Origin of the sequence: Amycolatopsis sp. NPDC051371 (assembly GCF_040682155.1) — a bacterium.
Classification (GTDB): Bacteria; Actinomycetota; Actinomycetes; order Mycobacteriales; family Pseudonocardiaceae; genus Amycolatopsis.
Genome location: NZ_JBFBAG010000084.1, coordinates 18531 through 29333, shown reverse-complemented (window position 1 = coordinate 29333; position 10803 = coordinate 18531). Strand labels below are relative to the sequence as shown.

Sequence of the window (10803 nt, the reverse complement as noted above, 5' to 3'; positions counted from 1 at the left end):
GGGGTGGTTGCACACCTACAATCACCACCGCGGCCACACCGCACTCGGCGGCAGAGCACCCGCCAGCCGCGTCCCCAACCTCACGGGTCAATACACCTAGGCCGTGACGCGGGCCTCGGCCGGCTCCGAAGTCCGCTGCAGGGCGGGGAGGTTGCCGAGTGCGAAGCGGCCCGGGCCGATGAACGCGACCGCGAGCAGGCCCCAGCAGAACAAGGTCGCCGCTTCACCGCCGTTCTGGATCGGGAGCAGGCCACCCGGCACGTGCACGGTGAAGTAGGCGAAGGCCATCGAGCCGGAGCCGAGGATCGCGGCCGCCCGGGTGCCGAGGCCCAGGCAGACGAGCGCGCCGCAGACGAGCTGGATCACCGCGGCCCACCACCCCGGCCAGGCCCCGACGGCGGCGGGGGCCTTCGCGCCGAACAGGCCGAACAGCGTCTTCAAGCCGTGGCAGGCGAACAGGAAGCCGATCACGATCCGGTAGAGCCCGATGACGTGGTCGCGGGCCGGGTCCAGGCGGTGCATGGTGCCTCCGGTGGCGGGGTGCGGGCGGCATCGAGCGGGCCGGCGCGGCGGCCGGCCACTGCGAATTCGGTGGAATCAGATATACCGCCCGTGAGAAGGTAACGCACCCTCCGAAAGTTGCTTAACCGGTTTTCCGAACAAAATGCGGGTAGGCTGTTGAGTCGGCGGTCTGGACCTCTGCCTTTACCTTGCGATAGAAGCGGAAACCGCCAGACGGGTGATCTTCGTTAGTGGTCCAGACCAGGCGACGAAGTGGTCCGTGTTTCGCGATTGTTTCCGATTGTTTTCGATTGCTCGCGTTCACCTGGGCAGCGGTGTGCTCTGGGCCTGACGGATCAGTTCGGCCACCCGTGGCGCGTCCGCGACCGCGTGGAGGTCCGGCACGAACGGTGCCCAGGCGCCGGAGTTCGGCTTGCTCGCCAGTGTCCACCGGGTCCGGAAGCTCGTGCCGAAGGTGATCGTCCCGACGCCCCGCTCGTCGGCCTCGACCCGGGCGGGCGGCAGCCGGTGGAGCCACATCCAGCGGTACTCCGCCCCGGCGGGCCACTGTGCCACGAAGATGATCCGCAGGTCGGTGACGAGGTAGCCGGTCGCGAAAGCGCGGGCGTGAGCACTCTGTATCCGGCCCCTCGACGCCACGATCAACGGCGGGAGCATGGGGGTGAAGAGGAAGTAGACCAGGTCCGCGGGGACGACGACCGCGACCAGGACGAGAATCGCGACCCCTCCGACCATGGAAAAGAGCAGGACGAGGTGCTCGACGAACCATCGTTGCGGGCGCTCGGGCGCACCCGACCAGAGCAACTGTCCCCGTCCCGCAGTGGATACATCCCCATGACGTCCTCCCCGATGTCGCCGGTTACACGCACGAAGAGGCGGGGAGGGTGTGACGCAAGCCGCACGAACATGTTCGGGCCGAACATGCTCGGAACGAACATGTTCGCTACAGTTGGAGGCATGGCTCCGGAAAGCACCTACAACCGCCGTGAGCGCCCGGCGAAGCCGGCGCTCACTCGCGAAGGCATCGTCACGACCGCCGTCGCGGTGATGCGTGCCGAGGGCGTCGAGCGCGTCACCATGCGCCGGCTCGCCAAAGAGCTGGACACCGGCGCGGCCTCGCTCTACGTGTACGTCAAGGACACCGAAGAGCTGCACGCCGCGGTGCTCGACGAACTGCTCGCGGAGGTCGAGCTCGGTGGGGCGGGGGACTGGCGGGAACGCCTGTGGTCGGTGCTGGACTCCTACCGGTCGGTGCTGTTCGCGCACCCGAGCCTCGCCCGCGTCGCGCTGGTGACGCGGTTGAGCGGGCCGCACTACCTGGCCGTCGTCGAGGCGGTGCTGGCGCTGCTCGACGAGGGCGGCATGGCGCCCGGGCAGGCCGCCTGGGCGGTCGACGTGCTGCTGCTGACCGCCACGGCGACCGCCGTCGAACACGGCAGCCGCCGGGAGAAGCCGGGAGCCGCCCGCGAACACGAGGACATGGTCGACTCCCTGGCCACGGCCTCCCCACTGACCCATCCGCACATCGCCGCGCTGGCGGCCGACCTGGTGTCCGGTCCCGGCCCCGTCCGCTCGCGGTGGGCGTTCGACGCGCTGCTCAACGGCGCGCTCGCCACCCCGCGTCCCGAACCCGAGGAGACCCGATGACCCGGATCGCCATCGTCGGCGGAGGCCTGGGCGGTCTCACGCTGGCCCGCGTCCTGCGCACCCGCGGGATCGACGCCGCCGTGTACGAACTCGAGGCGTCACCGACCGCCCGTGATCAGGGCGGCACGCTCGACCTGCACGAGGAGTCCGGCCAACGGGCGCTCGCCGAAGCGGGCCTGACCGGGCAGTTCCGCGCCATCGCCCGGGAAGAGGGCGAGGCGCTGCGCATCCTGGACCGCGGCGGCGTCGTCCACTTCGAGGAAACCGCCGAAGACAGCGGCGGCACCCGGCCCGAGGTGGATCGCGGGGCACTCAAACGGATCCTGGTCGAGTCGCTGCCGGACGGCGTCGTCCGCTGGGGCACCAAGGTGACCGCGGTGTCCGCCGGCCGGCTCACCCTGGGCACCGGCGAGGTCGTCGAGGCCGACCTGGTCGTCGGCGCGGACGGCGCGTGGTCGAAGGTCCGGCCGCTGCTGTCGGACGCCGTGCCGGTCTACTCCGGACTGTCGTTCGTGGAGGCTCATCTGTCCGATGTGGACGAGCGGCACCCGGCCGCGGCCGCGCTCGTCGGCTCGGGGTCGATGTTCGCACTGGCCGGCGGGAGGGGCTTGATCGCCCAGCGCACCGGCGGCGGCCGGATCCGCGTGTACGCCGCGGTGCGGACCGGCGATCCCGCCGCGGTCACGAGCCTGGCCGGCCGCGAACGCCTGCTCGACGTCTTCGCCGACTTCGACGCCGGGCTGCGCGCCCTCATCGAGGAGAGTGACGAAGCCCTGATCCCGCGCCCGATCCACGCCCTGCCGGTCGGCCACCGGTGGGACCGGCTCCCGGGCGTGACCCTGCTCGGCGACGCCGCGCACGTGATGTCGCCGTTCGCGGGCGAAGGCGCGAACCTCGCCATGCTCGACGCCACCGAACTGGCCCTCGCGCTGGCCGGCCACGACGACGTCGAAATCGCTCTCGCGGCGTACGAAGCCGCGCTGTTCCCGCGGGCGGAAGAAGCCGCCCGCGACTCGGCGGACAACCTCGAAGCCTGCTTCCGGCCGGACGCGCCCGCCGCCATGGTCGAGCAGATGCTGGCCCACACCGCAGACCACTGACCGAAAGGAACCCCTCATGACCCGGACCCTCCGTCCCCACCCGGGACTGGACATCCCCCTCGTCGACACCGGCAGCGGCGCCCGCACCATCCTCGTCCTGCACGGCGGTGCCGGCCCGCGAGGCGTCGAGCCGATCGTCGAGCACTTCGCACCGCACGCCCGCGTGCTCGCGCCGACGCACCCGGGCTGGGCCGGCACGTCCCGCCCGGACTGGTTCTCCGGCGTCGACGACCTGGCCGTCACCTACCTCGACCTTCTGGACCACGAGGACGCCTCCGGCGTCCTCGTGGTCGCCAGCTCCTTCGGCGGCTGGGTCGCGTCCGAAATGGCCGTCCGCGACCGCGGGCACCGGATCGGCCGGCTCGTGATCCTCGACGGCATCGGCGCGGCGGTCGAGGGCCACCCGATCAGCCTCCCGCAGCCGCCGCCCGGCGCGCCCGGGCCGGACCCCGCGGACATGGCCGCGCTGCGGGCTTACGCGGGCGAGGAGATTGCCGACCCGAAGCTGCTGCGCCGGCTCGCGCGCGTCCGGATCCCCGCGCTGCTGATCTGGGGCGCGGACGACGTCGTCGTGCCGCCGGAGTTCGGCAAGGCCTACGCGGCCGCGTTCGCCGACGCACGGTTCGAGGTCGTCGCGGGCGCGGGCCACGTGCCCCACGTTCAGGCACCGGCCGAAACGTTCGCCTTGATCGACGAGTTCGCCGGACGAGCTTGATCGTTCACCCCGTAGGGTAGCTCCATGGTGGACGAAGAAGTCGTCTCGGACCGCATCCGGCAGATCGCCGCCACCCTCGCGGACCGGGCGAGCGAGCTGACCGGGGAGCTGGTCCAGCTGTACGCGGCCGACCTGCCGCAGCTGGTCAACGACGACGAGCGCATGGTGAGCCTGCTGTCGGCGAGCGTCTACCAGAACATCGAGACCGCCCTGCAGATCTTCCGGCACGGCATCGACCCGGCGACCGTCGACCCGCCGGCCGCGGCCATGGAGTACGCGCGCCGGCTGGCGCAGCGCGGCACCCCGGTGTTCGACCTGATCCGGGCGTACGACCTCGGGCAGGCCGCGATGCTCGACTTCGGGTTCCAGGAGTGCATCCGGCTCGTCGACGACGCGGCGCTGCTCGGGGCGATGATGCGCCGGCTGCTTAAGGTCGCCTACGAGTTCATCACGCGGGTGGTGCGCCAGCTCGTCAGCGTCTACCAGGACGAACGTGACAAGTGGCTGCTCAACCGGAGTGCCGCGCGGGCGGCGAAGGTGCTGGACCTGCTGAGCGAGAACGGCGGCCCGGCCGACGTCGACGCGGCCGAGGCGGTCATCGGCTACCGCCTGCGCGGCACGCACGTGGGGATGGTCGTCTGGCACGCGTCCGAGGCCCACGACGTGCTGTCGCTGCTGGAGTCGGTCACGGGCGCGGTGCTCGAGCGCGCCGGCGGCCAGGGGCGCCCGCTGTTCGTACCCCGCGACGAGGCCGGCGCGTGGGCGTGGCTCCCGGTGGCGTCGGTCCGCCGCGAGCACCTCGACGCCGTGCTCGCGGAAGCCGACCCCGGCGTGCGCGTGACGGTCGGTGACCCCGGCACCGGTGTCGCCGGTTTCCGCGACACCCACCAGCAGGCGCGCCGCGTGCACGCGCTGGCGCTGGCCGCCGGCGAGCACTGCGACCGCGTGCTGACCTTCCGGGAGGTCGGCACGGTCGCGTTGATGACGACCGACCTCAACGCGGCCCGGCTGTGGGTCGCGAGCACGCTCGGCCCGCTGAGCGACGACGACGAGAACTGCGCGCGGCTGCGCGACACCCTGCGCGTGTTCCTCGCGTCCGGCGGCAGCTACACGGCGGCCGCGGCCGAGCTGACGATGCACAAGAACTCGGTGCAGTACCGCGTCCGCAAGGCGCAGGAGCTGCTGCCGCGCGAGCTCGCGGAAAGCCGTCTGGACGTCGAGCTCGCGCTCAACCTGAGCCACCGCTTGGGCGCGGCGGTGCTGTCACCGGCGTGACTTTGGTACCCCGGACCACCGTCGCCGAAGATCGTTGGTGCGCGGGCACGAAGCCGGGATGAGCCGTTCGGCCTACGTTGCGTGTATGGGTGAGAACGGTGGGATGCTCGCGTTGGTGCGGCTACGCCGAGGCGTCGTCGGCGAAAGCAGACGCGTCTGCCACCTGATCCCCGTCCCGCCCGCGGGCGCGGTGCCGGCGCAGCTGACGGCGCTCTGCGGCGAGGCGATCTTCCCCGGCGAGGCCGAAGTGCTCGACGGGCTGCGCGGGATGCCGTGCCACGCCTGCCTGATGGAGAGCGCGCCGTCGGGGCCGGGTCTGCTGGCGAACGCGGGCTGAGCCGAAACGGCCGCCGTGGCAAGCTGACGCGGTGATCGACGAGACGTCCCGGCCGGTGGTGGTGCTGCTGGCCCACCCCCGGCCGGGCAGCTTCAACCACGCGCTCGCCGCGAGAGTCTGCGACGCCCTGGCCCACGCCGGGCGGCCGGTGTTCTTCCACGACCTGTACGCCGAGGGCTTCGACCCGGTGCTCACCGCCGAAGAGGCGTACACGAGCGGGACCCGGGCGGAGGAGTTCCTCGCCGCCGAACCGGACCCGCTGGTGCGGCGGCACCGCGAAGAACTGGGCGAAGCCGGTGGGCTCGTCGCGATCCACCCGAACTGGTGGGGCAAGCCGCCGGCCATCCTCAGCGGCTGGCTCGACCGGATCCTCGTCCCCGGCGTCGCGTACCGCCTCGACGACGCCGGCGGCGCGCCGGAGTCGCTGCTCTCCCTGCGGCGGCTGCTGGTCGTGAACACGTCCGACACCTCCGAGGAGCGCGAGCGGACGCTCTTCGGCGACCCGCTCGAGGCGATCTGGAAGCGCTGTCTCGCGCCCTACCTCGGTGAGCCGGAGGTGCGCCGGCTGGTGCTGCGGGTGGTCGCCGACGCGGACGAGTGGCGCCGGGCCGGGTGGCTCGACGACGTCGGGACCGAGGTCCAGCACCTGTTCGGTGGTCACTGACCGGTTCCGGCCACTTCCGGTGAAGACCTTGAGCCGGTTTCGCGCGGCGTGCGATTCTCGGCTCGACCGCCACCGGAATCCGAGGGGGAACCGTGAGCATGCTCGAGCGCTTGGCCGAAGAACGCCGTCGCCGTCAGGGGAACACGCCGGAGGCGCCGGCCGGGCAGCAGTGGGGCACCTGCGTCAGCGTCCGGGACTCCGGCGATCGGCGCCGCAAGATCGCCCGGGTGCTGCTCGCGAGCGGCCTCGTCGTCACCGCCTACCTCCCGCTGAGCGTCGTCGCACCCGCGATCGACTCGCCGGTGCTCGTGCAGACCAAGGCGATCGGGGACTCGGAGCCGCCGAACGTCGCCATCGTCGCCTACTGATCGTCGTGCGCACCGTCTCACTGGTCACCCTGGGCTGCGCGCGCAACGAGGTCGACTCCGACGAGCTCGCCGCCCGGCTCGGCGGCTCGGGCTGGCGCCTCGCCGAACCGGGGGCCGAAGCCGACGTCGTCGTGGTGAACACCTGCGGCTTCATCGAAGCGGCGAAGAAGGAGTCGATCGACACGGTCCTCGCCGCGTCCGGCAAGGGCGCGAAGGTCGTCGCGGTCGGGTGCATGGCCGAGCGCTACGGCCGCGAACTCGCCGACGCGCTGCCGGAAGCCGACGCCGTCCTCTCGTTCGACGACTACCCGGAGATCGGCGACCGCATCGAGGACGTCCTCAATGGCCGGGCCGCACCAGCGCACACCCCGCGCGACCGGCGCACGCTGCTGCCGATCACGCCGGTGCGGCGGCCTGCTGTTTCCGCCGCCCACGTGCCCGGCCACGGGGGCCCGGCGAGTGGCCCGCGGGTCCTGCGGCACCGGCTCGGCGGCGGCCCGATCGCGCCGCTGAAGCTGGCGTCGGGCTGCGACCGGCGGTGCACGTTCTGTGCGATCCCGAGCTTCCGCGGCGCGTTCGTCTCGCGGCCGCCCGCCGAGATCCTCGCCGAAGCCGAGTGGCTCGCCGGGCACGGCGTGCGCGAGCTGGTGCTGGTCAGCGAGAACTCGACGTCGTACGGCAAGGACCTCGGCGACCTGCAGGCGCTGGAGAAGCTGCTGCCGAAGCTCGCCGGCGTCGCCGACCGCGTCCGGGTGAGCTACCTGCAGCCGGCCGAGCTGCGGCCCGGCCTCGTGGAGGCGATCGCCGGGACGCCGGGCGTCGCGCCGTACTTCGACCTCTCGTTCCAGCACGCGAGCGGGCCGGTGCTGCGCCGGATGCGCCGGTTCGGCGACCGGGAGCGCTTTCTGCAACTGCTCGAGCGGATCCGGGCGGTGGCGCCGGACGCCGGGGTGCGGTCCAACTTCATCGCGGGCTTCCCGGGCGAGACCGACGCCGACTTCGCCGAGCTGAAGCTGTTCCTGGAGCAGGCCCGGCTGGACGCCGCCGGCGTGTTCGGGTACTCGGACGAGGACGGCACCGAGGCCGCCGGCCTGCCGGACAAGGTCCCGGCCCCGCTGCTCGCCGAGCGCGTCGAGGAGCTGTCGGTCCTCGCCGACGACGTGGTCTCCCGCCGCGCGGAGGACCGGGTCGGCGCCGTCGTCGAGGTGCTCGTCGGGACCGGCGGCCACGGCTGGGCGGCGCACCAGGGACCCGAGGTCGACGGGCACGTGACGTTCGCCGGAGCGGCGCCCGAGCCGGGTTCGCTCGTCCGGGCCGAGGTGATCGGCACGCACGGCGTCGACCTCGAGGCCCGCCTCCTTACTGAAGACTGCTGAGGGCGAGCTTCGCCGCCTGGGCGATCAGCCGGTCGTCGGGATCCGCGTCCTTCTCCTTCTTGTCGGACATGACGACCAGCACGATCGGCGCGCGTCCCGGCGGCCACACGACGGCGATGTCGTTGCGCGTCGCGTATTCACCGGTGCCGGTCTTGTCGGCGACGGCCCAGCCCGCGGGCGTGCCCGCCCGGATCACGGCCGCGCCGGTGGTGTTGGCGCGCATCATGTCCGTGAGCACGGCGCGCTTGTCCGGCGGAAGCGCCGTGCCGAGGGTGAACGCGCGCAGGGTGGTGGCCATCGCGCGCGGGGTGCTCGTGTCGCGGACGTCGCCCGGCGCGAGGTCGTTGAGGCCGGGTTCGATCCGGTCGACGTGGGTGGTCGTGTCGCCGATCCCGCGCAGCGCGGCGGCGAGCCCGGGCGGCCCGCCGAGCTCCCGGAACAACAGGTTCGCGGCGGTGTTGTCGCTGTAGCGCATTGCCGCGTCCATCGCGTCGCGCAGGGAAATGCCGGTGGTGACGTGCTTTTCGGTGACCGGGGAGTTCGGCTGGAGGTCGGCGCGGGTGTACTTCAGCACCTTCGCCAGCCCGTAGAGGCTCGTGCGCTGGAGGACGGCCGCGGACGAGAACGCCTTGTGCGTCGAGGCGTAACCGAAGCGTTCGTCGGCGCGGTGGGCGAGTTCGCGTCCGGAGCCGGTGTCCACGGCGTACACGCCGAGGCGGGCGTCGAACTCACGCTCCAGGGGCGCGAAGTCCGCTTGCGGTGCGGCCACGGTTTTCGACGGGGCCGGCGTCGGTGTCTGTGTCGCTGGGGCCGGCGTGGGGGCCTCGGCGGCGCAGGCGGTCAGCGACACGAAGGCCAGCGCGGTGAGCGCGGCGCGGCGGACGTGGGGGAACGGCACAGGGCATCCTTTCCGATCTTGATCGACCTCCGCAGTCTCACGACGTTCGTCCATGCTGTCCAAGACGGAAATGCGCGGTTCGATGCCGGAATCGCATAGAGTGTGGTCGTGGACCTGGTCGGCGGCTGCAGGGCGTTCGTGAGCGTGAGCGAGGCGGGGAGCTTCACGGCGGGTGCGGCGGTCGCGCGCATCCCGCAGCCGGTCGCGAGCCGGCGCATCGCCGCGCTGGAACGGCACTTCGGCGAACGGCTCTTCGACCGGACGACCCGGCGGGCGCGGCTCACGCCGTTCGGGCGGGACGTGCTGCCCTCGGCCAAACGGCTCGTGCAGCTGGCCGACGCGCTGGACCACGACGCGCGGCGCGCGCGGCTGCGGCCGGTGCGCGTGGCCGTCCCGGACACCTGCGGCGTGCGCGAGCTGGCGGAGCTGGCCGCCGAGGCCCGCGCGCTGGAACTCCACCTGGAGTTCCGCGTCGCGCCGCCGGGGGAGCGGGCCGAGCTCGTCCGCACGCAGGAGGCGCGCGCGGCCCTCGTCGCCGTCCCGGCCGACGAGGGCGTGTGGTCCGTGCCGCTGGGGCTGGCCGGGGTGGTCCTGCCGCGGGCGCGGGTCGTGCACCTGGAGACCCTGCGGGCCGGCCGGTCCGGCGGTCCCCGGCGCCACGTGTGGATCCAGCCGGAGGACGACGTCCCGCACGTCCGCGACCGGGTGCTGCGGGTGCGGGACGCGGTCGGCCTGCCACCGTCCCAGGTCGCCGTCGCCGGCTCGCTGACCGCAGCCGCCGCGGCCGTGTTCGGTTCGGCGGACCTGCTGCTGTGCTCGGCCGTGCAGGCCGAGCAGCTGGGACTGCACTGGCGGCCGGTCGGCGAGATCTCGTTGTCGCGCGGCTACGGCGTCGCCGCCGGACTGGGCGAAGACGCCGAGCGGCTGCGCGACGGACTGTCTTCCGCGGTCGCACGGTGCCTGGGAGCCGAGGCGTGACCGCGGAAGGGCTGGTCCGTCAGTTGCGGACCGAGCTGGACGACGGCGGGCTGCGCGGTTCGTTCCTGGTCCGCGACCTGCGGTCCGGGCACGAACTGGGGATCGACCCGGACCGGGTGTACCCGATCGCGTCGCTGGTCAAGGTCCCCCTGGCGGCGGCGACCCTGGAGCGCATCCGCCGCGGCGAGCTGGACGGCGCGACGCAGCTGGAGGTCGCGCCCGGCGGGGTCACCACACCTGGGCCGATCGGGCTGACGCGATTCCGCCACCCGGCCCGGATCGCCGTCGACGACCTGCTCTACCTGAGCACGGCGCTGAGCGACGGCGTGGCGGCCGACGTCCTGTTCGGCCTGACGCCGCCGGACTCCGTCATGCGCACGCTGGACGGCTGGGATCTGCGCGGCATCGCCGTGCGGCACCTGATGGCGGACCTCGTCGACACCCCGGCCGAACGGTTCGACGCGGACGAGGTCGACCTGGCGCACGCGCTGGCCATCGGCGCGGGCACGGCCGGGCAGGGGCACCGGCTGGCGCAGCTCGACGTCACGCGAGCCAACGCGGCGTCGGCGCGGGCGGTCCTCGAGCTGCTGCAGGCGCTGTGGACGCCGTCGCGGATCGACCCTTCGGTGGCCGCTGGCGTCCGGAACCTGATGGCGCACAACGTGATCCGTCACCGCTTGACCCCGGACTTCGCCTCGGACGCGGCCCGCTGGTCGTCGAAGACGGGAACGCTGCTGAACCTGCGGCACGAGGCCGGGGTCGTCGAGCACGCGGAGGGGCGGGTGTTCGGGGTGGTGGCGCTGACGGAGTCCCGGGTCCCGGCGGTCCTCCAGCCCGAAGCGGACGCGCTGATGGCCCGGGTGGCCCGGGCGCTGCGCGATCACCTGCGCGGGGCGTGAATATCGGTGGGGTGCGCCGGACCC

Annotated in this window: 13 protein-coding genes; 10 read left to right on the top strand and 3 right to left on the bottom strand. The window is 72.9% G+C overall.

Features of this window, described 5'->3' with window-relative positions; genetic code table 11:
- Nucleotides 1-96 precede the first annotated feature (96 nt).
- Together AB0M59_RS51875 and AB0M59_RS51870 are read right to left on the bottom strand one after the other, a co-directional pair.
- Nucleotides 97-522, bottom strand: a complete 426-nt coding sequence (locus tag AB0M59_RS51875; protein ID WP_364631314.1) for a DoxX family protein — start codon at nt 520-522, stop codon at nt 97-99.
- 300 nt (nt 523-822) lie between these two features.
- A complete protein-coding gene (locus AB0M59_RS51870; RefSeq protein WP_364631312.1) occupies nt 823-1257 on the bottom strand; it encodes a hypothetical protein in 435 nt (144 codons plus the stop codon).
- Between the two features lie 222 nt (nt 1258-1479).
- On the opposite strand from AB0M59_RS51870, the gene AB0M59_RS51865 reads away from it, so the two are divergent.
- The 8 genes from AB0M59_RS51865 to rimO all read left to right on the top strand — a co-directional run bounded on the left by AB0M59_RS51865 (nt 1480) and on the right by rimO (nt 8004).
- Nucleotides 1480-2169 carry a TetR/AcrR family transcriptional regulator C-terminal domain-containing protein gene (locus tag AB0M59_RS51865; RefSeq protein ID WP_364631309.1) on the top strand — a complete coding sequence of 230 codons (690 nt, stop codon included), beginning with the start codon at nt 1480-1482 and terminating at the stop codon, nt 2167-2169.
- Complete coding sequence (locus tag AB0M59_RS51860; RefSeq protein WP_364631306.1) at nt 2166-3269, top strand: NAD(P)/FAD-dependent oxidoreductase; 1104 nt, start codon at nt 2166-2168, stop codon at nt 3267-3269. The genes AB0M59_RS51865 and AB0M59_RS51860 overlap by 4 nt, the downstream gene beginning before the upstream one ends.
- A 16-nt stretch (nt 3270-3285) precedes the next feature.
- Nucleotides 3286-3984, top strand: a complete 699-nt coding sequence (locus tag AB0M59_RS51855; protein ID WP_364631304.1) for an alpha/beta fold hydrolase — start codon at nt 3286-3288, stop codon at nt 3982-3984.
- A gap of 24 nt (nt 3985-4008) precedes the next feature.
- Nucleotides 4009-5259, top strand: a complete 1251-nt coding sequence (locus AB0M59_RS51850; RefSeq protein ID WP_364631302.1) for a helix-turn-helix domain-containing protein — start codon at nt 4009-4011, stop codon at nt 5257-5259.
- 85 nt (nt 5260-5344) lie between these two features.
- Nucleotides 5345-5596, top strand: coding sequence for a hypothetical protein (locus tag AB0M59_RS51845; protein ID WP_364631299.1), 252 nt, complete (start codon nt 5345-5347; stop codon nt 5594-5596).
- Between the two features lie 31 nt (nt 5597-5627).
- Nucleotides 5628-6260, top strand: coding sequence for an NAD(P)H-dependent oxidoreductase (locus tag AB0M59_RS51840; protein WP_364631297.1), 633 nt, complete (start codon nt 5628-5630; stop codon nt 6258-6260).
- A 92-nt stretch (nt 6261-6352) separates the two neighbouring features.
- Complete coding sequence (locus AB0M59_RS51835) at nt 6353-6628, top strand: hypothetical protein (protein WP_364631295.1); 276 nt, start codon at nt 6353-6355, stop codon at nt 6626-6628.
- Complete coding sequence (gene rimO / locus AB0M59_RS51830; RefSeq protein ID WP_364631317.1) at nt 6625-8004, top strand: 30S ribosomal protein S12 methylthiotransferase RimO; 1380 nt, start codon at nt 6625-6627, stop codon at nt 8002-8004. Before AB0M59_RS51835 ends, rimO begins: the two co-directional genes overlap by 4 nt.
- Here rimO and bla read toward each other — a convergent pair.
- Nucleotides 7988-8902 carry a class A beta-lactamase gene (gene bla / locus AB0M59_RS51825; protein WP_364631292.1) on the bottom strand — a complete coding sequence of 305 codons (915 nt, stop codon included), beginning with the start codon at nt 8900-8902 and terminating at the stop codon, nt 7988-7990. The genes rimO and bla overlap by 17 nt on opposite strands.
- Before the next feature lie 102 nt (nt 8903-9004).
- Here bla and AB0M59_RS51820 point away from each other — a divergent pair, with 102 nt between their 5' ends.
- Together AB0M59_RS51820 and AB0M59_RS51815 are read left to right on the top strand one after the other, a co-directional pair.
- Entirely contained in the window at nt 9005-9880 is an 876-nt protein-coding gene (locus AB0M59_RS51820; protein WP_364631289.1) for a LysR family transcriptional regulator, read from the top strand.
- Nucleotides 9877-10779 carry a serine hydrolase gene (locus AB0M59_RS51815; RefSeq protein WP_364631286.1) on the top strand — a complete coding sequence of 301 codons (903 nt, stop codon included), beginning with the start codon at nt 9877-9879 and terminating at the stop codon, nt 10777-10779. Before AB0M59_RS51820 ends, AB0M59_RS51815 begins: the two co-directional genes overlap by 4 nt.
- Nucleotides 10780-10803 lie beyond the last annotated feature (24 nt).

What these genes read in the sequence shown, in the direction of transcription:
- AB0M59_RS51875 (WP_364631314.1), bottom strand. Translation starts at nt 522, where the DNA reads ATGCACCGCCTGGACCCGGCCCGCGACCACGTCATCGGGCTCTACCGG.
- AB0M59_RS51870 (WP_364631312.1), bottom strand. Translation starts at nt 1,257, where the DNA reads ATGGTCGGAGGGGTCGCGATTCTCGTCCTGGTCGCGGTCGTCGTCCCC.
- AB0M59_RS51865 (WP_364631309.1), top strand. Translation starts at nt 1,480, where the DNA reads ATGGCTCCGGAAAGCACCTACAACCGCCGTGAGCGCCCGGCGAAGCCG.
- AB0M59_RS51860 (WP_364631306.1), top strand. Translation starts at nt 2,166, where the DNA reads ATGACCCGGATCGCCATCGTCGGCGGAGGCCTGGGCGGTCTCACGCTG.
- AB0M59_RS51855 (WP_364631304.1), top strand. Translation starts at nt 3,286, where the DNA reads ATGACCCGGACCCTCCGTCCCCACCCGGGACTGGACATCCCCCTCGTC.
- AB0M59_RS51850 (WP_364631302.1), top strand. Translation starts at nt 4,009, where the DNA reads ATGGTGGACGAAGAAGTCGTCTCGGACCGCATCCGGCAGATCGCCGCC.
- AB0M59_RS51845 (WP_364631299.1), top strand. Translation starts at nt 5,345, where the DNA reads ATGGGTGAGAACGGTGGGATGCTCGCGTTGGTGCGGCTACGCCGAGGC.